The sequence below is a fragment of the Enterobacter sp. N5-15 genome (genome assembly GCF_057221635.1).
In genome coordinates this window covers 4,367,827-4,388,102 of record NZ_CM170150.1, presented here as the reverse complement: position 1 = coordinate 4,388,102, position 20,276 = coordinate 4,367,827, and the positions used below count along the sequence as shown (strand labels likewise).

General features: G+C 53.6%; 19 protein-coding genes. 1 reads left to right on the top strand and 18 read right to left on the bottom strand.

Annotation, left to right across the window (positions count from 1 at the left end):
- Positions 1-20: 20 nt before the first annotated feature.
- The 4 genes from AC2TE5_RS20715 to AC2TE5_RS20700 all read right to left on the bottom strand — a co-directional run bounded on the left by AC2TE5_RS20715 (position 21) and on the right by AC2TE5_RS20700 (position 6,310).
- Complete coding sequence (locus tag AC2TE5_RS20715; protein ID WP_023333654.1) at positions 21-1,046, bottom strand: amino acid ABC transporter substrate-binding protein; 1,026 nt, start codon at positions 1,044-1,046, stop codon at positions 21-23.
- A 473-nt stretch (positions 1,047-1,519) separates the two neighbouring features.
- Positions 1,520-1,741 (bottom strand): lipoprotein, encoded by a 222-nt coding sequence (locus tag AC2TE5_RS20710; protein ID WP_008502867.1) that lies wholly within the window; start codon positions 1,739-1,741, stop codon positions 1,520-1,522.
- 304 nt (positions 1,742-2,045) lie between these two features.
- Entirely contained in the window at positions 2,046-5,159 is a 3,114-nt protein-coding gene (locus AC2TE5_RS20705) for an efflux RND transporter permease subunit (protein ID WP_484612289.1), read from the bottom strand.
- Positions 5,160-5,170: 11 nt separating this feature from the next.
- Positions 5,171-6,310: an efflux RND transporter periplasmic adaptor subunit gene (locus tag AC2TE5_RS20700; protein ID WP_484612288.1), complete on the bottom strand. Its 1,140-nt coding sequence runs from the start codon at positions 6,308-6,310 to the stop codon at positions 5,171-5,173.
- Between the two features lie 388 nt (positions 6,311-6,698).
- Here AC2TE5_RS20700 and envR point away from each other — a divergent pair, with 388 nt between their 5' ends.
- Complete coding sequence (gene envR, locus AC2TE5_RS20695; RefSeq protein ID WP_213328836.1) at positions 6,699-7,418, top strand: acrEF/envCD operon transcriptional regulator; 720 nt, start codon at positions 6,699-6,701, stop codon at positions 7,416-7,418.
- Here envR and AC2TE5_RS20690 read toward each other — a convergent pair.
- The 14 genes from AC2TE5_RS20690 to acuI form a co-directional block, all read right to left on the bottom strand.
- On the bottom strand, positions 7,334-9,415 hold the full coding sequence (locus AC2TE5_RS20690) for a putative bifunctional diguanylate cyclase/phosphodiesterase (protein WP_484612287.1): 2,082 nt from the start codon (positions 9,413-9,415) through the stop codon (positions 7,334-7,336). The genes envR and AC2TE5_RS20690 overlap by 85 nt on opposite strands.
- Before the next feature lie 139 nt (positions 9,416-9,554).
- Positions 9,555-9,719, bottom strand: a complete 165-nt coding sequence (locus AC2TE5_RS20685; RefSeq protein ID WP_193941273.1) for a DUF2556 family protein — start codon at positions 9,717-9,719, stop codon at positions 9,555-9,557.
- Between the two features lie 177 nt (positions 9,720-9,896).
- Complete coding sequence (gene fis / locus AC2TE5_RS20680; protein WP_000462905.1) at positions 9,897-10,193, bottom strand: DNA-binding transcriptional regulator Fis; 297 nt, start codon at positions 10,191-10,193, stop codon at positions 9,897-9,899.
- Between the two features lie 23 nt (positions 10,194-10,216).
- Positions 10,217-11,182, bottom strand: a complete 966-nt coding sequence (gene dusB / locus AC2TE5_RS20675) for a tRNA dihydrouridine synthase DusB (protein ID WP_023309409.1) — start codon at positions 11,180-11,182, stop codon at positions 10,217-10,219.
- 330 nt (positions 11,183-11,512) lie between these two features.
- Positions 11,513-12,253: a carbonic anhydrase gene (locus AC2TE5_RS20670; protein ID WP_213328941.1), complete on the bottom strand. Its 741-nt coding sequence runs from the start codon at positions 12,251-12,253 to the stop codon at positions 11,513-11,515.
- A gap of 128 nt (positions 12,254-12,381) precedes the next feature.
- The gene (prmA, locus tag AC2TE5_RS20665) at positions 12,382-13,263 is read right to left on the bottom strand and encodes a 50S ribosomal protein L11 methyltransferase (protein WP_032639765.1); all 882 of its coding nucleotides are present in this window, start codon (positions 13,261-13,263) and stop codon (positions 12,382-12,384) included.
- An 11-nt stretch (positions 13,264-13,274) separates the two neighbouring features.
- Positions 13,275-14,726 (bottom strand): sodium/pantothenate symporter, encoded by a 1,452-nt coding sequence (panF, locus tag AC2TE5_RS20660; protein ID WP_032650448.1) that lies wholly within the window; start codon positions 14,724-14,726, stop codon positions 13,275-13,277.
- The gene (locus AC2TE5_RS20655; protein ID WP_063143609.1) at positions 14,716-14,958 is read right to left on the bottom strand and encodes a YhdT family protein; all 243 of its coding nucleotides are present in this window, start codon (positions 14,956-14,958) and stop codon (positions 14,716-14,718) included. The genes panF and AC2TE5_RS20655 overlap by 11 nt, the downstream gene beginning before the upstream one ends.
- 108 nt (positions 14,959-15,066) lie before the next feature.
- Entirely contained in the window at positions 15,067-16,416 is a 1,350-nt protein-coding gene (accC, locus tag AC2TE5_RS20650; protein ID WP_010436177.1) for an acetyl-CoA carboxylase biotin carboxylase subunit, read from the bottom strand.
- A 10-nt stretch (positions 16,417-16,426) separates the two neighbouring features.
- Positions 16,427-16,888, bottom strand: a complete 462-nt coding sequence (gene accB, locus AC2TE5_RS20645; protein WP_010436174.1) for an acetyl-CoA carboxylase biotin carboxyl carrier protein — start codon at positions 16,886-16,888, stop codon at positions 16,427-16,429.
- A gap of 21 nt (positions 16,889-16,909) precedes the next feature.
- On the bottom strand, positions 16,910-17,362 hold the full coding sequence (gene aroQ / locus AC2TE5_RS20640) for a type II 3-dehydroquinate dehydratase (RefSeq protein ID WP_484612286.1): 453 nt from the start codon (positions 17,360-17,362) through the stop codon (positions 16,910-16,912).
- A gap of 234 nt (positions 17,363-17,596) precedes the next feature.
- Positions 17,597-18,196 carry a protein-methionine-sulfoxide reductase heme-binding subunit MsrQ gene (gene msrQ / locus AC2TE5_RS20635; protein WP_213328838.1) on the bottom strand — a complete coding sequence of 200 codons (600 nt, stop codon included), beginning with the start codon at positions 18,194-18,196 and terminating at the stop codon, positions 17,597-17,599.
- Positions 18,197-19,198 (bottom strand): protein-methionine-sulfoxide reductase catalytic subunit MsrP, encoded by a 1,002-nt coding sequence (msrP, locus tag AC2TE5_RS20630; protein WP_121424800.1) that lies wholly within the window; start codon positions 19,196-19,198, stop codon positions 18,197-18,199.
- A gap of 77 nt (positions 19,199-19,275) precedes the next feature.
- On the bottom strand, positions 19,276-20,250 hold the full coding sequence (gene acuI / locus AC2TE5_RS20625) for an acrylyl-CoA reductase (NADPH) (RefSeq protein WP_159515024.1): 975 nt from the start codon (positions 20,248-20,250) through the stop codon (positions 19,276-19,278).
- Between the last annotated feature and the right edge of the window lie 26 nt (positions 20,251-20,276).

Genomic DNA, 20,276 nt, shown 5'->3' with positions numbered 1-20,276 from the left:
GTGCCCGTTACAGCTATGACTTAACGTACTGGTGGCGCGTACTGAATGCCGCCGTTGTTCCAGAGATTGTTCTGGCCGCGTTTGATCTTCAGCGGGCTTTCCGATCCCACGTTGCGCTCAAAGATCTCAGAGTAGTTGCCCACCTGTTTGATGATGTTGTAAGCCCACTTGTTATCCAGCTTCAGATCCTTGCCGAAATCACCTTCTTTACCGAGCAGGTGTGCCATATCCGGGTTGGATGGCTTAGCAGCTTTCTCATCAACGTTTTTAGAGTTGATGCCCATCTCTTCTGCGTTCAGCATGGCAAACAGCGTCCAGCGAACAATGGAGAACCAGTCTTCATCACCACGACGAACGACGGGGCCGAGAGGTTCTTTGGAGATTACTTCTGGCAGGACAATCCACTCTGCCGGGTTGCTCAGCTTAATACGTAAGGCATACAGCTGTGACTGGTCAGAGGCCAGCGTGTCGCAACGGCCGGATTCCAGCGCTTTGGCCGATTCATCCGAGCGGTCGAATGTCACCGGGGTGTATTTCATGTTGTTTGCTTTGAAATAATCCGCGACGTTCAGCTCGGTATCGGTGCCCGCCTGGATACAAACGGTGGCACCATCCAGTTCCTTAGCGCTTTTCAGGCCTGCTTTATTGTGGGTCAGGAAGCCGATGCCGTCATAATAGGTCACGCCCGTAAATGACATCCCCATGCCTGCATCGCGGGAGGAAGTCCAGGTGGTATTACGGGAGAGCATGTCGACCTCGCCGGACTGCAGCGCCGTAAAGCGTTCTTTCGCCGTCAGCGGGGTGTATTTTACTTTGCTGTCATCGCCAAAAACGGCGGCTGCAACGCCACGGCAGACATCTACATCAATACCGGTAAATTTGCCGTTCGCATCGGCATAAGAGAAGCCAGGCAAACCGTCACTGATACCACATTGAACAAAACCTTTCTTTTTAACGGCATCCAGTGTCGTTCCCGCATGGGCTTGACCGGCTACGGCAAACAACATGCCTGCAGCGGCCAGGCTGGCTATCATCGTCTTTTTCATAATGCATCCTGTGTGGCGAAATTTATCGTTATAGAGGCGTTTTTAAACGCTTAACCTGTCTGTGGCTTTGGCCAACGTTTATAAAGCAAACGTAATGCCAGTTTTGCGTTCGACAAAATAAGAGACGAGTGAACGCTTAATGCTGAGTGTAGACAGGCTTAAATAAAACGAGCGCCCCGAAACGGTGCGAAATTACAACCTGTGCCACAAATCGGAGCAAAAGTTTTGAGTCGGGTCAGGAAAAAGAAGAGATAGTTTCTAGGGTGAATATTGGCAGGGTATTCAATAATATTAATGTGTGAAAATCATCACGATAGAATAAGTAATTTGAATGAGTATGCGAAAAAGTTGTGACTAACTTCAGGCTTGTATTAATTACGTGAATAAATACGGGGCTATTTTTTTACTTATTTGAAAATACTGCACTCATTAAAAGCAAAAGCGCGGGCAGAGCCGCGCTTTCTGAACAGATGTTACTTCGTCAGAGCAACAATACCCAGCGTCAAACCCGCTACTGCGGCAGCACCGCCGGCGATAGCACCCGCAGTCTCCCAGTTATCCTGGGTGGTGCCCTTCATACAGGTATTGGTATGAACCAGTCGGCCCTGGTCGTCGTAAACCGGTACACATGGAGAGTCGTGCGCGCAACCAGCAAGCAGCGCAGCGAGAAGTGCAACGGAAATGAATCTTTTCATGATGTTACCTCAGTATTATTTCTCATCCGCCATAAAGCCAGGAGGGCTATTAACGAACTGGAGGTTATTTTACCACCGGGGTAAGTCCTCGTTACACGAGGAATAATCTCAAATTATGTAGTTTGTAAAAATCGTGGAGAAAAGTCGGTTTCAGGAGGAATTAATGGAGACATTATGAAGATGTAAGGGGCTGTTTTTACTTAATGCAAATCATCATGTTTAAACACTGCCTTTATGTAAAGCCTAATTTATTGTTTATGTTAAAAATAAAAAAAGGCACCAGAGGTGCCTTTTCAGGGGAACATTACTCTTTATGGTGAGTAAACCATCGCCGAACAACCACAAAGAAGACGGGCACGAAGAAAATCGCCAAAAGCGTTGCGGAAAGCATTCCCCCCATAACCCCCGTACCGACGGCATTTTGGGCGCCGCTTCCGGCCCCGGTGCTGATCACCAGCGGCATGACGCCAAGGATAAAGGCCAGGGACGTCATCAGGATCGGTCGAAGGCGCATCCTGGAAGCTTCCAGCGTGGCTTCAATAATGCCTTTGCCTTCTTTATCCATCAGGTCTTTAGCAAATTCGACGATCAGGATGGCGTTTTTCGCCGATAAACCAATCGTCGTCAGCAGGCCGACCTGGAAATAGATGTCATTATTCAACCCGCGCAGCGACGCTGCGAGAAGCGCCCCAATGACCCCCAGTGGGACAACCAGCATAACGGAGAACGGAATGGACCAGCTTTCATACAGCGCTGCCAGACACAGGAACACCACGATCAGTGAAATGGCGTACAGTGCAGGCGCCTGGTTACCCGAGAGCCGCTCCTGATAAGACATCCCCGTCCAGTCATAGCCGATGCCGGAAGGCAGTTTTGCCGCGAGACTTTCCATCATAACCATGGCCTCACCGGTACTTTTACCCGGGGCTGATTCACCCAGGATCTCCATAGAGGGCATCCCGTTATAGCGCTCCAGGCGAGGTGAACCATAGACCCAGTGAGCGTTGCTGAAGGCTGAGAACGGGACCATTTCCCCATTCGCGCTGCGCACGTAAAGGTTGTTAATATCGCCTGGCAACATACGGAATTTTGCGTCGGCCTGTACGTAGACCTTTTTCACGCGGCCATGATCGATAAAGTCGTTCACATAGGTACCACCTAAGGCCGTCGAAATCGTCTGGTTGACGTCAGAAAGACTGACGCCCAGCGCCTGCGCTTTCTCTTGATCGACATCCAGCTTGAACTGAGGCGTATCTTCAAGACCGTTAGGACGCACGCGAACCAGCAGGTCAGGGTGCTCTTTCACCATGCTGAGCAGTTGGTTACGCGCCTGCGTCAGCTGGGTGTGCCCCAGGTTAGCCTGATCGATCAATTCAAAGTCGAAGCCCGTGGCGGTACCCAACTCAATAATTGCAGGCAGGTTAAACGGGAACACAAGGCCATCTTTAATCTGACTGAAGGCTTTCGTCGCGCGACCCACAATGGCTTCGACGCCATTTTCCGACCCCGGGCGCTCCTCCCAGGGCTTCAGGCTGACGAATGCAATACCGGAGTTCTGACCTTGGCCGCTAAAGCTAAAGCCGTTTACGGTAAAGACGGATTCAACGTTCGCCTTCTCTTTGTTCAGATAGTAATCCTGAACCTGGTCGAGGACCTGCTGAGTACGCGTCTGGGTTGCACCTGCCGGGAGTTGAACCATCGTCATAAATACCCCCTGATCCTCTTCGGGTAGGAAGGAGGTGGGCAAGCGCAGGAAAAGCACCGCCATGCCACCGACAATAATGACGTACACCACCAGATAGCGCCCTGTCTTACGCAAAATACCGCTCACGCTGTTGCTGTAGTGCTCCACGCTTTTATCAAAGAGCGCATTAAACCAGCCGAAGAAACCCCCTTTTTTCTCATGATGGTCGCCGGATACGGGCTTAAGCAACGTTGCACAGAGTGCGGGCGTCAGGATTAGCGCAACCAGTACGGACAACGCCATAGCGGAAACGATAGTCAGCGAGAACTGGCGATAGATTGCCCCCGTCGAGCCGCCAAAAAAGGCCATCGGAATAAAGACCGCCGAGAGCACCATGGCGATCCCCACCAGTGCGCCCTGGATCTGCTCCATCGACTTCTGCGTGGCCTCTTTCGGCGGCAGCTTGTCCTCGACCATGACACGTTCAACGTTCTCAACGACCACGATAGCGTCATCGACCAGCAGACCTATCGCCAGCACCATGCCGAACATCGTCAGGGTATTGATGGAGAAACCAAACGCCGCCAGAACCGCGAAGGTACCCAGCAGAACGACCGGCACCGCGATAGTCGGGATGAGCGTCGCACGCAGGTTTTGCAGGAACAGGTACATGACCAGGAAGACGAGAACGATCGCTTCAAACAGGGTCTTCACCACTTCGTGGATGGAGATTTTCACGAAAGGCGTGGTGTCATAGGGATAGACAACTTTCAGCCCCTGTGGGAAGAACTGCTGCAGCTGCGCCAGCTTGCTTTTGATGGCTGCCGCAGTGTCCAGCGCATTTGCCCCGGTTGCCAGCTTAATCCCCAGGCCGGTTGCCGCCTGCCCGTTGATTTTAGTGACCATGTTGTAGTTTTCGCCACCCAGCTCAATGCGAGCCACGTCCTTCAGATGAACCATCGAGCCGTCCTGGTTCACCTTAAGCGTCACGCGGCCAAACTCCTCCGGTGATTTCAGACGAGTTTGCGCGATGATCGAGGCATTCAGCTGCTGCCCTGGAATGGACGGCGTTCCGCCCAGCTGGCCTGCCGCTATCTGATCGTTCTGGGTTTTCAACTGGTTGATAATATCCAGCGGCGTCAGCTGGTATTTGTTCATCGCGTTGCTGTCGAGCCAGATGCGCATCGCATACTGAGCGCCAAACAGCTGAACGTCACCGACACCAGACGTTCGGCTGATGGCATCTTTGACGTTTGAGGCGACATAGTCAGAGATGTCGTTCTGCGTGAGGCTTTTGTTGTCTGAAACAAAACCGGCGACCAGCAGGAAGCTGCTGCTGGATTTCTCCACGCCAATCCCTTGCTGCTGAACCTCTTGCGGTAGCAGCGGCATGGCGAGCTGCAGCTTGTTCTGCACCTGCACCTGAGCGATGTCCGGGTCGGTTCCTGACTCGAAGGTCAGGGTGATGGTGACGTTACCCGCTGAATCGCTGGTGGAGGACATATACATCAGGTTATCGATACCGTTCATGTTCTGTTCGATAACCTGGGTCACGGTATCCTGCACCGTTTGAGCGTCCGCTCCCGGGTAGGTCGCGGATATCGCCACGGCGGGAGGGGCAATGGTCGGATACTGTGCGACGGGAAGTTTGAGAATGGCCAGCCCGCCTGCAATCATCAAAATGATGGCAAGTACCCAGGCGAAAACCGGCCTCTGAATAAAGAAATTAGCCATGTCGTCGTCCCTTAACCGGCTGGAGTCGTGGTGGTATCCGGCGTGGCGACGACGGTTACCCCCGGTTTGACTTTCTGTAGCCCGCTGACAATCACGCGGTCACCGTTTTTCAGCCCTTCCGTCACCAGCCAGCGATCGCCAATTGCCTGAGGGGCCACGACGGTTCGCGGCTCAACCTGGTTTTTATCGTTCACCACCAGGACGGTTGCATCGCCTCGCGGTGTACGGGTCACGCCTTGCTGTGGAACCAGAATCGCGTCCGGCTGGGTGCCTTCATCAATGCGGGCGCGAACAAACATGCCGGGTAATAACAGATGCTGAGGGTTCGGGAAAATGGCGCGAAGGGTAATCGAGCCGGTACTTTCATCGACCGTGACGTCAGAGAACTGCAACGTGCCTTTCAGCGGATAGGGCTGCCCGTTCTCCATTAGCAGTTCAACGCTGCTGGCGGTATCGCCTTTTTGCAGACTCGTCTGTTTCAGGCGCATAAAATCATTACTGGACTGGGTGACATCGACATAAATCGGATCGAGCTGCTGGACCGTTGCCAGCGCTGCGGCCTGCCCATTCGTCACAAGCGCCCCTTCGGTCACGCTGGATTTCCCGATACGACCATCAACAGGAGAGGTCACTTTGGTGTAGGCAAGGTTGATACGTGCGCTTTCAACGCCGGCTTTTGCGGCCACCATGCTGGCATCTGCCTGCTGAGCCGTCGCCACGGCCTGGTCATACTCCTGCTTACTGACATATTGGGTGCCTACCAGCGGGAGATAACGTTTCACCGTCAGGTGCGCAATATTGGCCGCAGCCTGAGCCTTCGCCAGTTCGCCTTTCGCGCTGTCATAGGCCGCCTGATAGGTCGCGGGGTCAATCTGGTAAAGTGACTCACCCGCTTTTACATCGCTACCTTCCGCAAAGTTGCGGCGAAGGATAATACCGCTAACCTGAGGACGAACCTCCGCAACGCGAAATGCATCTGTTCTGCCCGGGAGTTCAGTGGTGACAGCCAGAGGCGCGCTTTTCACAATATGCACGCTGACCTGAGGCGCCTGCAGGTGTTGTTGTTGATTTTCCTGACCATCGCATCCAGTGAGCAGTACCGCGCAGACAATGAAACCGGATAAGGGCAAGCGTCTGAAATGATTCGTCATTACTGTTCCTTTAAATACCCATTAACCGATATATGTCGCGAACCGGTAGCTGGGGCAGAGGGATAAAAAATAAAATGTAGCTGCGTATAATAATGAGGGTATTTAATGTTTTTTAATTTATAAGTGCGAATGACCATGCTTGTAGAAAAAAATCAGAATCAGACCTGGTCCATTCGGGGATATACTTCAGGCATGTTAATCAGGTAAATGGGATTAATGTTGTCTAATTATTCACTTCATGAATTTAATTGATTCGATGTATTTGTATTAATTATAAATTAAGAGGGTTGACTTTTTTTGTGCAAAATTAAAACGGATTTTAGTGAATACTTACATTTGCATGAACGCAATATTACCTTTAAACCTTGTGAGTAACGGGTAGTTACCTATGGCGCGTAAAAAGAAAGAAGAGGCTCAACTAACCCGGCAGCAGCTGATTGAGGCGGCTATCGGACAGTTTGCGACGCGTGGCGTAGCCAGCACGACGCTGACGGATATCGCTGATGCTGCTAAGGTGACGCGCGGCGCGATCTATTGGCACTTCACCAGTAAATCTGAAATATTTAATGCCATCTGGGAACAGCAATTACCGCTTCGCGACATTATTCGCGACAGGCTTTCCCTTTCCGATAGCGACGACCCGTTGTTAAAACTTCGTGAGCAGTTTATTACCGCGCTGCAGTATATTGCCCATGAACCCCGGCAATGTGCGCTTTTACAAATTCTGTATCATAAGTGTGAATTTAGCAGCGATATGATTTCAGAGCGTGAAATCAGAAAGCGTATTGGATTCAATGATGACACGCTACGCGCCACGCTGGAGACCTGTATTTCGCGCAATATCATTTCGCCAAAGGTGAATGTTGATCTCACCTTGATTGTATTCCACGGTTTTTTTAGCGGAATAATTAAAAACTGGTTAATGAATAACGACAGTTTTAATCTTTATCAGCAGGCACCCGCTCTGGTCGATAGCATACTGGCGACACTTCCTGTCATTCGCGTGTCGCCTGATGAGGGGGCTTACAGCTCAGCGCCAGGTAACATCTCCCCTCGGGCACAAAGTGCTTCTATGGTCTGCGCGCTGGCGGGTTTACCTAACAGATAGCCCTGAAGGGTGTTACAGCCCAGCTCGGTTAAAAAGGCTTGCTGTGCTTCGGTTTCCACACCTTCTGCCACGACTTTCAGGTTAAGTGTTTTAGCGAGGGCCACGATCGCTGAGACAATAGTGGCATCCTCGCTTTCGCCGCTGAGCTCTTTCACAAACGCCCTGTCGATTTTCAATTCACAGGCCGGTAAGCGCTTGAGATACAGCAGGCTCGAATATCCGGTGCCAAAATCATCAATGGAGGCCTTCACGCCCGCATCCGTCAGCTCTGTCAGCACCCGTACGCTCTCATCCGGGTTGCTCATCGCCGTGGTTTCCGTCACTTCGAGGATCAACATTTCCGGTGGTACATGGTGAAGTGCCAGGCAGTCGAGAACCGTTTTAACCAGCGAAGGTTGTTCAAACTGCAGTGTCGACAGGTTTACCGCCATTGACCAGCTTTGATGCCCCTGAAGATGCCATTCCCGCAGCTGGCGACAGGCTTCATTAATCACCCAGTTGCCAATGGGGATGATCAGCCCCGTTTTTTCCGCCAGCGGCAGAAAAAGTTCTGGCGTCAGTAACCCCTGCTTAGGATGCTGCCAGCGCAATAGCGCCTCGAATCCGAGAACAGGACCTGCGGGGGCGTGGAATTTTGGCTGATACAGCAGGCGCAGCTCATTGCGATCGATCGCCATCCACAAATCGTTCATTAGTTGGAGATGGGTCTGCGCCAGGGTGTTCATGGAGGGCTGGAAAAAGTGGTAACCGTTACGGCCCATATGCTTCGTGTGATACATCGCCGCGTCGGCGTTAAACATCAGCTCACGCTCGGTTTTACCGTCGTGAGGATACAGCGCGATACCAATGCTGAGGGTCACCACCAGTTCATAGGGGCCGAGATTGAACGGGCTATCGATCGCGCGGACCAGCGAATTCGCCAGCGATGCCGCGTCGTCCGGACCTTCACCCTCTGCCAGCAGAACAAACTCATCACCGCCGATACGTGCAAGGGTGAACTGGCCTTTCAGGAGAAGCAGCAGACGCTGCGTAACGGCGACCAGCAGCCTGTCACCGACATCATGGCCGTAGGCGTCATTGATGGCTTTAAAGCCGTCGAGATCCATGAACATCAGGGCAAAATGGTTCCCTTCACGATCGGCTTTGCTGATGGCCTGATCGAGTCTGTCTTCCAGCAGGATACGGTTGGGCAGACGCGTCAGGGTATCGTGCAGCGCCAGTTGAGCGAGTTCCCGGTTAGCTTCTGCCAGCGACGAAGCCAGAAGGGCGGTACGTGCCTGAAGGCGGGCATCCAGCATCGACACCAGCAGGGTGATCCCAAGAATAGAGAGCGCGACGACGCTGACCAGTACCGCCAGCCAGCTCCCGTTAATCCCCTCATGATGAACCATTGTGGACATGGGAAACTGCGCCGCTTTCATCCCGGCATAGTGCATACCGGCAATGGCAATCCCCATCGTGATGGCGGCCCCCATGCGCATCAGCACGACCTGCGCGGCTTCGCGACGCAGGCGGAAGGTCAGCCATAATGCTGCGAGCGAAGCGGCAAGCGCAATCACGACCGAAATGGCCACCCAGACCTTGTCCCAGATAATCCCCGGCATCACTTCCAGCGCCGCCATGCCGGTGTAATGCATAGCAACAATACCGCTCCCCATCACCAGCGCGCCGGGCAGCAGTCGGCGCAAGCGTAATTGCTCGCAGCTCACGAGCCATAGCGCAAACAGCGACGAACCCACGGCGATAGCCATGGATAACACCGTCAGGGTGGCGTTGTAGCTCATGCTCATGGAGAGGTCCATCGCCAGCATGCCGATGAAATGCATGGCCCACACGCCAATACCCATTGCAATACCGCCTCCAGCCAGCCAGACGCGGGCAGCGACGCCCTCACTCCCGGCGACGCGTGCAGCCATGTTCAGCGCGGTATACGCAGCAAGGATGGCAACAACAAAGGAGAGGACAACAAGGATATGGTTGTATTGGCTGACCAGCATGGACGGTTCTACTCGAGTGTGGGGTTACGCTAGAGCGGTTGAGAAGGGCGAGACATTATCACCGTCAGGTAATGGCTCAAAGGGATTTAAATCCCCGTTTTTAGTGGGTAATAACGGGGTGACTTGCGCAATCGGACGGTTAGTCGAGCTCTGAGCAGTTCACGAGTTTCAGCGGATTGACGGAGTTCATATTGCGACACTTATCGGTTTCGGTGCTCATCAGTTCAATCCACTGCATCAGGAGTGCATCGAAAAGGAGAACGGAGATTGCAAAGACAACCAGCCACCAGTATTTACGAATCATTGTGTCATTCCGCAGAAAGAACGCCAGTAAGGTGGGGGAAATATACACGAAAAACCGTGGTTGAAAAGCGGGAGAAGCGAAGGTTTACAATGCGTTGACGGAGAGGCACGGGTAATAAAAAAGGCGCTTCCCCATGCCGAAGAGCGCCTTTTTAAACAAGCATTTAACTGATTAGTATCAGTTCATGCCGTATTTTTTCAGTTTCTTACGCAGAGTACCACGGTTGATACCCATCATCAGCGCAGCGCGGGTTTGGTTACCGCGGGTGTATTGCATCACCATGTCCAACAGTGGCTGTTCAACTTCAGCCAGTACCAGCTCATACAGGTCATTAACATCCTGACCGTTCAGTTGAGCAAAATAGTTCTTCAGTGCCTGTTTAACCGAGTCACGCAGGGGCTTTTGAGTTACCTGGTCCTGAGAGTTAACGGTAGAAACGGTCAGTACGTCAGAATTTACGCGTTGTTCGAACATAGTTCTGTCAGCTCTTTATTTCATTACGCAAGATTTTCGAAGTATGCCTCCAACGCCTCCAGCTGTACGCTGGCATCCTCTATGGCGTTGAATGTGCGCCGAAACTGGTCATCTGGAGCGTGCTCCTGGAGATACCAGGAGACGTGTTTACGCGCAATTCGGTACCCTTTTGCCTGACCGTAGTGGTCATGCAGTTCCCGAACATGCGAACAAAGCAAGCGCTTAACCTCTGCCAGAGGCAGCGGGGCAAGCAGCTCCCCAGTGTCCAGATAATGCTGGATTTCCCGGAAGATCCAGGGTCTTCCCTGAGCGGCACGTCCTATCATCAGAGCATCAGCTCCCGTATAGTCGAGTACAGCTCTGGCTTTAAGCGGGTCAGTTATGTCGCCATTCGCGATAATCGGAATGGAAACTTTCTGCTTAACTGCCCGAATGCTGTCGTATTCAGCTTCACCGTTGAACAAACAGGCGCGAGTGCGTCCATGAATGGTCAGGGCCTGAATGCCACAGTCTTCGGCCAGTTGGGCAATCTCTACACAGTTACGGTGTTCCGGCGACCAACCCGTGCGAATCTTCAACGTAACAGGAACGTCCACTGCGCTGACAACCGCCGTCAGGATAGCTTTCACCTGGTCGGGGTATTGCAGAAGGGCTGAACCTGCAAGCTTGCGATTCACCTTTTTGGCCGGGCACCCCATATTGATATCAATAATCTGGGCACCACTTTCCACGTTAATCCGCGCGGCATCTGCCATCTCTTCAGGCACGCTTCCGGCAATTTGCACGGTGCGAATACCTGGTTCATCAACGTGCACCATCCGAAGGCGGGATTTATCGCTTTCCCAAACCTGCGGGTTAGACGACATCATCTCGGATACGGTTAAACCGGCTCCCATCTCATAGCACAGCGTCCTGAACGGCCGGTCTGTAATACCTGCCATAGGGGCTGCGATCAGGCGATTTCTAAGCTGGTGGTGTCCGATGCGCATGAGTTAAGAAATGACCATACTGTGACTGCAAGGCGGCGTATATTACGCATTTTTTGCACGAGATGAAAGGCCAAACTTTGAACAATCCACTGTTGTAGATCAAGGAATCGCCGCTCAATCTTCCTGTTCAAAATTATTCATTATTTAAATCATTATGTTATACGAGAATGGTTATTTTATGGGCGCTTACAATTTCCCGTAACTTCTCATCATTTCTGAATAAATGCTTCGCTGAAGCGGGATAATCTGCTGTTTTTAGCAGCAGATTTCCCCACTTCTTTGCGATCTGCGTCGCATTTTAGAACATGATCGTCATGCGAAAAATGCGTCTTATTCGACCACAACGCGCCCGTGCAGCGACTGTACCGGACGGTTATTATCGTGATGCATTGTATGGGTGAATCTATCAAGCTGTTCTGCAGAAACCGTCAGGGGCTGCTTAAGCACAATCCAGGTGACGCCTTCTGAACACGGAGGGGTGGTCAATGAGCCGCTAAAGCGCCAGTACGTTTTATCTTTTGGCAGCAGTTTGTTCAGATTAAGATCCTGTTTAATGGAGACGTTCTGCTCGGCCTGCTGAGGCATAACGCGCCACAGTTTTTCAAGCTCCGGGTTTGCGGCCCCTTTATCAAACATTACCGCCACCACCGTCAGTTCTCCACCGGCATTTTTATGAACCAGGTGCATTTCCATCGCATATTTCTTGCCATGAACGGTGTTTTCGCTCGGCGCATGGAAATGGAACTGCTGTAATGTCCAGGTTTGCTTATCGAGAGTAAGGGTATCGCGGGTGTCAGCCTGTTCGCTTGCCTGAATGGTATGGCCGTTGTTTGTCAGCGTAACAGGGCCATCAACGTAGTGGGTTTGTAGCGGGGAAAGATGGGCGTTAGCGGTCGAATCAATATTAATGGGAGACTGGTTCATTCCGCTTTGACAGGTCTTGTATGCCTCGTCCAGCTCGCCCCAGTGTTCCGGCGAACCTTCCCCTTCGTAGCTCCAGTGTGATGCGAATGCTGAAGCCGAGATCATGCTCAGCGCCAGCAGCGCTGCCTTGCCTGTAATGTGTTTCATCATATTCTTCCGGTGAATTTTTGTAATACAAATCAACATGATTTGTGTGGTTATTTTACCGAAGAATGAACGGGGGAGAGAGGATTATCAGAGGGGGAGAGGCGTGGTCAGATGACCACGCCAAATGCTTATTTTTTACGGCCGGTGATGCGGCACCACTCTTCTTTTTCCACTACCGGGTCAAGGGCAAAGAGATCGGCGTAGGCTTCACATACGCTGTCGGCCTGGCTCGCCAGGATACCGGAAAGCCCCAGCAGACCGCCCTCAACGGGCAGCACGCTAATTAACGGGGCCAGCTCGCGCAGTGGGCCCGCCAGAATGTTTGCGACCACCACATCGGCTTTCATGGCGTCTGGCTGAGCATCCGGCAGATACAGCTCCAGACGGTCGGAAACGCCGTTACGCTCGGCATTATCGCGGCTGGCCTGAATCGCCTGCGGATCGATATCGATCCCGATGGCTTTTGCCGCGCCCAGTTTCAGGGCTGCAATCGCGAGGATCCCGGATCCACAGCCGAAGTCGATCACTGTCTTACCGTCCAGATCCAGCCCATCAAGCCACTGCAGGCAGAGGGACGTGGTTGGGTGAGTGCCGGTCCCAAACGCCAGGCCCGGATCGAGCATCACGTTGACCGCATTCTCGTCCGGGACGTCGCGCCAGCTTGGGCAGATCCACAGACGTTTGCCGAACTGCATCGGGTGGAAGTTATCCATCCACTCGCGTTCCCAGTCTTTGTCTTCCAGCTGTTCGATTTTGTGCACAAAACCCGCGCCCAGCAGAGGATGATTCTCCAGAATCGCGACAACCTCTTTCATATCGGTTTCGGCATCAAACAGGCCAATAACGTCGGTATCGCCCCACAGGCGGGTTTCGCCCGGCAGCGGCTCAAAGACCGGCGTGTCATGCGTGTCCTGGAAGGTGATGGAGACCGAGCCGGCCTCCATCAGCGCATCGCTCAGTTCCTCGGCGTTAGCGCCGGTTGTGTTCAGTTTTAGTTGGATCCACGGCATGGCAAAACTCTTTATTTATCAGTAGAAATCATAGCGGGCTGTGGGACGGGCTGACCGAAACGGTTCCCCACCACAAACGCCAGTAAACTTAGCAGTAACGAAGGCACAATCGGATGGAAGCCCAGGTACTGAATCTTAAACGTTGCGAGGACGGCATACAGCACACCGCCGACGATCATGCCGCTCAGCGCGCCTGCCGCGTTTGCGCGTTCCCAGTAAAGCCCTAACACCAGCGGCCACAGGAATACAGCCTCAAGCCCACCAAATGCCAGCAGGTTCAGCCAGATGATCATCTCCGGCGGACGCCATGCGGCGAGCATCATCAGAATGCCGAGCACCAGCGTGGTCCAGGTTGAGATGCGTTTAAGCTTCTGCTCATTATGCATTTTAGCCGGACGCGCGCTAAGCCACAGATCTTTGATGATAGTGGCGGAAGCCTGAAGCAGGTGCGCGTTAACGTTGGACATGATTGCCGCCATCGGTGCAGCAAGGAACAGCCCGGCGGCCCACGGCGGCAGAACCTGCACCATCAGCGTAGGGATCACCTGATCCGGCACGGTCAGGTGAGGTAATACGGCCCGACCCAGCGCGCCCGCCAGATGCATTCCCAGCATCAGAAGGGCGACAACGACGGTACCAATCACAATCCCACGGTGAACGGCTTTGCTGTCTTTATAAGAGATACAGCGCACGGCGGTGTGCGGCAGACCGATAACCCCAAAGCAAACCAGCACCCAGAAGGAGGTCATAAACGCGGGCGTCAGGATATCGTCAGCACCATGAGGGCTGACCAGCTTAGGATCAATCTGTTCCAGCGTTTGCACCGCATTGTGTAACCCGCCGGCCGCGTAGATGACGCCAACCAGCAGCACCAGGGTGCCTATCAGCATCACCATGCCCTGCATGGTGTCGTTCAGTACGCTGGCGCGGAAACCGCCAAACGCGGTGTACAGCGCAATCGTGATCCCGAAGATGAGCAACCCGGTCTCGTACTTGATACCCGCTGCCGTTTCCAGCAGGCGCGCGCCGCCAATAAACTGAACGGCAATGGCGCCAACGAAGGCGACAATCAGGCTGATACTGGCAATCCAGACCACCGCACGGCTCTGATAACGCGCCTGCAGCATGTCGTTCAGCGTAATGGCGTTATAGCGACGGGCGAGAATGGCAAATTTTTTGCCCAGAATGCCCAGCGACAGCCAGATTGTGGGCACCTGAATCATGGCCAGCAATACCCAGCCCAGGCCGTATTTGTATGCGGCTCCCGGCCCGCCGATAAACGAACTGGCGCTCACGTAAGTGGCGGTCAGCGTCATCGCCAGCACAAACCCGCCCATGGAACGGCTGCCGAGGAAATATTCGCTCAGAAACGATCCGGTACTGCGTTTGCGCATGGCATAGAAAGAGAGACCAAATACCACGATCAAATAGACAACCAGTACGGTGATGATTTCAGTTTGCATCACTGTCCTCCAGCGGGAAATCGCGGAAGATAAAGCGCACCATCAGCCAGCTGAGCAAAATAAAAATCAGCGGCACCAGCAGACACGCCATTTCGAACCAGTGCGGCAGGCCGGTGATGCCTGTGGTTGAGTCTGGTAAGTAAGCAGTCACTAACCATGCAGCGAGATAGAGAAGGGTCAGCCACAGCGCCCAGCGCGCTTCTTTATGGGCCTGAACAAAACGCTTGTCCATTTTTTGTCCCTTGTGGATGAAGAAAGCGGGGATTGTACATGATGAGGCTTTCCAGGCCCCAGAAATAAAAAAGGCCGGATAATCCGGCCTTTTCGCAAAGATGCTGTATTACTTCTCGTGCAGACCGAGTTTTTTCTCCAGATAGTGGATGTTGGTTCCACCATTCTGGAAGTGCTCGTCGCTCATAATGCGCATCTGCAGATCAACGTTGGTTTTGATACCGTCGATGATCAGCTCCTGCAGGGCGTTCTTCATGCGGGCAATCGCCACGTCACGGTTTTCGCCGTAGCAGATAAGCTTGCCGATCATTGAGTCATAGTACGGCGGTACGGTGTAACCGGCGTAGATATGAGATTCCCAACGCACGCCAAAGCCACCCGGCGCGTGGAAACGCGTGATTTTACCCGGGCTTGGCAGGAAGGTGTTCGGGTCTTCGGCGTTGATACGGCACTCTACCGCATGGCCTTTCACCACAACTTCTTCCTGCTTGATGGACAGCGGCTGGCCTGCAGCGATACGCAGCTGTTCTTTGATCAGGTCAACGCCGGTGATCATTTCGGTAACCGGGTGTTCAACCTGAATACGGGTGTTCATTTCGATGAAATAGAACTCGCCGTTTTCGAACAGGAACTCAAAGGTACCTGCACCGCGATAGCCGATATCGACACACGCTTTGGAGCAACGCTCGCCGATGTAGCGACGCAGCTCTGGGGTAATGCCCGGTGCTGGTGCTTCTTCGACCACTTTCTGGTGACGACGCTGCATCGAGCAGTCACGTTCTGCCAGATAGATCGCGTTACCCTGACCGTCAGCCAGCACCTGAATTTCGATGTGGCGTGGGTTTTCCAGGTATTTTTCCATGTACACCATGTCATTGCTGAAAGCGGCTTTCGCTTCTGCTTTGGTCATGGAGATGGACTGAGCCAGTTCAGCATCGCTACGCACAACGCGCATACCGCGACCGCCGCCACCGCCGGACGCTTTGATGATAACCGGGTAGCCAATGCGTTTAGCATGAGCACGGTTAGCATCCATGTCGTCGGTCAGAGGGCCGTCAGAGCCTGGTACGGTTGGAACACCGGCTTTTTTCATCGCGGTGATAGCAGACACTTTGTCGCCCATCAGGCGGATAGTGTCGGCTTTCGGGCCGATGAAGATAAAGCCAGAGCGTTCAACCTGCTCAGCAAAGTTGGCGTTCTCAGAGAGGAAGCCGTAACCCGGATGAATTGCCACCGCGCCGGTGATTTCAGCGGCGCTGATGATAGCCGGGATGTTCAGATAGCTTTTTACGGACGGAGCCGGGCCAATACAGACCGTCTCATCCGCCAGCAATACGTGTTTTAAATCGCGATCCGCGCTTGAGTGCACAGCGACGGTCTTGATGCCCAGTTCTTTACAGGCACGAAGAATACGCAGTGCGATCTCGCCGCGGTTGGCGATAACAATTTTATCCAGCATGTACGCCTCGTTACTCGATGACGACCAGCGGCTCGTCAAATTCAACCGGCTGACCACTTTCGACCAGAATCGCTTTCACAGTACCTGATTTGTCTGCTTCGATCTGGTTCATCATTTTCATCGCTTCAACGATGCACAGGGTATCGCCTACGTTGACTTTCTGACCCACTTCGATGAACGCCTTCGCGTCCGGGCTCGGGGTGCGGTAGAAAGTACCAACCATTGGGGAACGTACGATGTGACCACTGATTTCTGCTGCAGCGGCAGGTGCGGCTTCAGCTGCTGGCGCAACGGCTGCGGAAAGCGCAGGCTGCTGCACTGGCGCAGCATAAGCTTGCTGCATTACCGGGAAGCTAGCGGCTGGGGCTGCACGGCTGATGCGTACAGACTCTTCGCCTTCAGAAATTTCCAGTTCGGAGATGCCTGATTCTTCAACCAGCTCGATCAGTTTTTTAATCTTACGAATATCCATGAGTGGGTTCCGTACTCTTGTTTAGTGTGATTGTGACAAGCGTTTTACCGCTGTCTGTAAAGCGTATGAATAGCCGTCAGCGCCCAGTCCACAGATAACGCCAGCAGCGATATCTGACAGATACGAGTGGTGGCGGAATGGCTCTCGGGCGTGCACATTACTCAGGTGGATCTCGATAAACGGGATACTCACCGCGAGCAGTGCGTCGCGGATAGCAACACTGGTGTGCGTAAACGCGGCCGGATTGATCAGGATATAGTCCACAGTGTCTTTAGCCTGATGAATACGGTCGATGAGTGCGTACTCCGCATTCGACTGAAAATGATCCAAATCCACATTCAGTGACGCTGCTTCCGTTCCCAGACGGTTAACAATTTCACCCAATATTAGCGTGCCGTACTTCTCTGGCTCACGGGTGCCGAGCATGTTCAGGTTCGGTCCGTTCAAAACTAAGATATGGAACTTATCAGTCATTATGCCGCTATCTCCTGCGATTTTCGGGTAAAAAACAAAATATACCTTCAAAGCGCAAATGTCACCTTTTCAGAGGCTTAAAACCGCTGTCAGGCGAACCAAGGTCGCACATTATAACGATTTCGTAGCATTTAGCAGCTAAATACTGGTCTTATCAGGGAAGATTATCAACCGCTATCCGAAAAAGATTTGCGGTTGACGGCCAATCTGCGGGAAAACGCACAGTTTCGCGAACTATCGCCACCACTGGCGGAACTTCTTATAACGCCATGCTAAAAGCGCCACGGCCGCCAGTGCATAAAGGACCGGCTGCGGGGAGAGGATCTTCACCGACCACAGGTAATGAATGGGGGCGAGGATCGCGACAAGATAGACGAAGTTGTGCAGCAGCTGCCAGCGCCTGCCCAGTTTTCGCTGCGCATACTGCGTGGATGTCAGCGCTAACGCCAGTAAAACCACCCAGCTCACGATACCGAGCGTCAGATAAGGACGCGTCACCAGTTCGCGGCCAAGCAGCGCCAGATTGTTAATTCCCAACTCCAGCAGGGCATAGCTGGTGAGGTGCAGCGTCGCCCAGGCAAAACACCATAGCCCTAACAGCCGACGCGTGCGAATCAATAATGGCTGTTTAGCGTAGCGCGCCAGCGGCGAGACGAGCAAGGTGGCCAGCAAAAATTTCAGAGCCATCCGACCGGTAAAATGCTGGATATCCTTTGCCGGGTCTGCGCTAAAGAGCCCCTGGCTGGCGGCCCAGAACAGCCATATAAAAGGAAGCAGCCCGGCCAGGTGCAGCAGTACTTTCAGCCAGGTAATCTGTTTTGCCGTTAAACGCACTCAGAAGTTCTCCCGTAAATTGAGACCACGGTAAAGCGAGGCCACTTCATCCGCATAGCCGTTAAACAGCAGCGTCGGCTGGCGCTTCACGTCCAGCGCACCGCCGGAACCGATAAACCGCTCGGTTGCCTGCGACCAGCGCGGATGATCCACGTGCGGGTTCACGTTGGCGAAGAAGCCGTATTCGTCCGGGGCCGCCAGATTCCAGGTGGTTGGCGGACGCTCACGGGTAAGCTTAATGCTGACGATAGATTTAATCCCTTTGAAACCATATTTCCAGGGTACGGTTAAACGGATTGGGGCACCGTTCTGCGGCGGAAGCGCTTTGCCATAAACACCGACGGTCAGCAGGGTAAGAGGGTGCATCGCTTCGTCGAGGCGTAACCCTTCCACATACGGATACTCAAGCCCGCCGCCGATAAACCGATCTTTCTGCCCGGGCATCTCGTCCGGCGCATAGCGCGTCTGGAAAGCGACATATTTTGCGTTGCTGGTGGGCTCAACCATCGCCAGCAGTTTATGCAGCGGGAAGCCGACCCAGGGCACCACCATCGACCACGCCTCCACGCAGCGCATGCGATAGATACGCTCTTCGAGCGGGAAACGGGTGGTGAGATCGTGGTGGTCCAGCGTCAGGGGTTTCGCCACTTCGCCATCAATCTTCAGCGTCCACGGATCGGTTTTAAGGCTTCCGGCGTTCGCGGCAGGATCGGCCTTATCGAGACCAAATTCGTAGAAGTTATTGTAGCCGGTGACTTTATCTTCCGGCGTGAGCGTCAGTTTGTTTTGCCATTGGGCGGGTTTGGTAAAGGTGAGCGGGGCGCCGGAAGGGGCCTTCGGCCGATCGTTGCCTTTAAACCAGTCGAGCAGGTCGGCGTGTGCCGCCGGAGAGAGCGTCAGGGCAGTGGCGCTGATGCCAAGCATTTTCAGGATCTGGCGGCGCTGTAACATAAAGACAGACTCGGACGTTACGTCGGCTTCCGTCAGTTTTCGGTTTTTCATGGCATCCTCCGTCATGCGTTTTTCTAAGCATGACGGAGGAGAGGGATTCGCGCGAATATGTCACGAAAATTTGAAGATTAGGCGATTTTCACCAGCGCACGACCGTGGAACTGGTTGTCCATGATCTTACTGGCGTATTCCGGCGCCTGGCTGAGGGTTATCTCCGTTGCGCTCTGGGTATAGAAAGATTCAGGCAGATCGCGCACCAGCCGTTCCCAGGCTTCATGACGACGAGCCGGCGGGGTCATCACGGAATCCACACCCTGCAGGCGTACGTTACGCAGAATAAATGGCATCACGGTGGTTGGTAGGGCAAATCCGCCCGCCAGACCGCAGGCTGCCACGCAGCCGCCGTAGTTCATCTGCGCCAGGACTTTTGCCAGCACCTTATCGCCGACGGTATCCACCGCCCCTGCCCAAACCTGTTTTTCCAGCGGGCGGGTTTCGGCAAATTCGTCGCGGCTGAGAATGCGGCTGGCACCGAGCTGGCGCAGATAGTCATGGGTGCTTTCACGGCCGGAAACCGCAGCGACCTGATAGCCCAGCTTGTGCAGCAGCGTGACCGCCGTGCTGCCCACGCCGCCGCTGGCGCCAGTGACGACAATTTCACCCGACTCAGGGCGGATACCCGCATCTTCCAGCGCCATCACGCACAGCATGGCGGTAAAGCCTGCCGTGCCGACGATCATCGCCTTGCGGCCATCCATGCCTTTCGGCATTGGCACCAGCCAGTCGCCCTTCACGCGCGCCTGCGTTGCCAGCCCGCCCCAGTGATTTTCACCTACGCCCCAGCCGGTAAGCAGCACCTGCTGGCCCGCATGGAAACGCGGATCTTCGCTGGTATGAACCCGGCCTGCGAAATCAATCCCCGGCACCATAGGGAAATTTCGGATGATTTTACCCTTACCGGTAATAGCCAGCGCGTCTTTATAATTTAAACTGGACCAGTCGATGTCGACGGTTACTTCGCCTTCCGGCAGGCGACTCTCTTCAACCGCCTGCACTGAGGCAAGCGTTTTGCCGTCCTGCTGTTCTAAGATCAAAGCCTGCATACGGGGGTCCTCTCGACTCAGATGAT

What these genes read in the sequence shown, in the direction of transcription:
- AC2TE5_RS20690 (WP_484612287.1), bottom strand. Translation starts at nt 9,415, where the DNA reads ATGCTGGTCAGCCAATACAACCATATCCTTGTTGTCCTCTCCTTTGTT.
- envR (WP_213328836.1), top strand. Translation starts at nt 6,699, where the DNA reads ATGGCGCGTAAAAAGAAAGAAGAGGCTCAACTAACCCGGCAGCAGCTG.
- AC2TE5_RS20715 (WP_023333654.1), bottom strand. Translation starts at nt 1,046, where the DNA reads ATGAAAAAGACGATGATAGCCAGCCTGGCCGCTGCAGGCATGTTGTTT.
- dusB (WP_023309409.1), bottom strand. Translation starts at nt 11,182, where the DNA reads ATGCGCATCGGACACCACCAGCTTAGAAATCGCCTGATCGCAGCCCCT.
- accC (WP_010436177.1), bottom strand. Translation starts at nt 16,416, where the DNA reads ATGCTGGATAAAATTGTTATCGCCAACCGCGGCGAGATCGCACTGCGT.
- prmA (WP_032639765.1), bottom strand. Translation starts at nt 13,263, where the DNA reads ATGCCGTGGATCCAACTAAAACTGAACACAACCGGCGCTAACGCCGAG.
- AC2TE5_RS20700 (WP_484612288.1), bottom strand. Translation starts at nt 6,310, where the DNA reads ATGACGAATCATTTCAGACGCTTGCCCTTATCCGGTTTCATTGTCTGC.
- AC2TE5_RS20670 (WP_213328941.1), bottom strand. Translation starts at nt 12,253, where the DNA reads ATGAAACACATTACAGGCAAGGCAGCGCTGCTGGCGCTGAGCATGATC.
- AC2TE5_RS20685 (WP_193941273.1), bottom strand. Translation starts at nt 9,719, where the DNA reads ATGATTCGTAAATACTGGTGGCTGGTTGTCTTTGCAATCTCCGTTCTC.
- fis (WP_000462905.1), bottom strand. Translation starts at nt 10,193, where the DNA reads ATGTTCGAACAACGCGTAAATTCTGACGTACTGACCGTTTCTACCGTT.
- panF (WP_032650448.1), bottom strand. Translation starts at nt 14,726, where the DNA reads ATGCAAACTGAAATCATCACCGTACTGGTTGTCTATTTGATCGTGGTA.
- accB (WP_010436174.1), bottom strand. Translation starts at nt 16,888, where the DNA reads ATGGATATTCGTAAGATTAAAAAACTGATCGAGCTGGTTGAAGAATCA.
- AC2TE5_RS20710 (WP_008502867.1), bottom strand. Translation starts at nt 1,741, where the DNA reads ATGAAAAGATTCATTTCCGTTGCACTTCTCGCTGCGCTGCTTGCTGGT.
- acuI (WP_159515024.1), bottom strand. Translation starts at nt 20,250, where the DNA reads ATGCAGGCTTTGATCTTAGAACAGCAGGACGGCAAAACGCTTGCCTCA.
- msrP (WP_121424800.1), bottom strand. Translation starts at nt 19,198, where the DNA reads ATGAAAAACCGAAAACTGACGGAAGCCGACGTAACGTCCGAGTCTGTC.
- aroQ (WP_484612286.1), bottom strand. Translation starts at nt 17,362, where the DNA reads ATGACTGATAAGTTCCATATCTTAGTTTTGAACGGACCGAACCTGAAC.
- AC2TE5_RS20705 (WP_484612289.1), bottom strand. Translation starts at nt 5,159, where the DNA reads ATGGCTAATTTCTTTATTCAGAGGCCGGTTTTCGCCTGGGTACTTGCC.
- AC2TE5_RS20655 (WP_063143609.1), bottom strand. Translation starts at nt 14,958, where the DNA reads ATGGACAAGCGTTTTGTTCAGGCCCATAAAGAAGCGCGCTGGGCGCTG.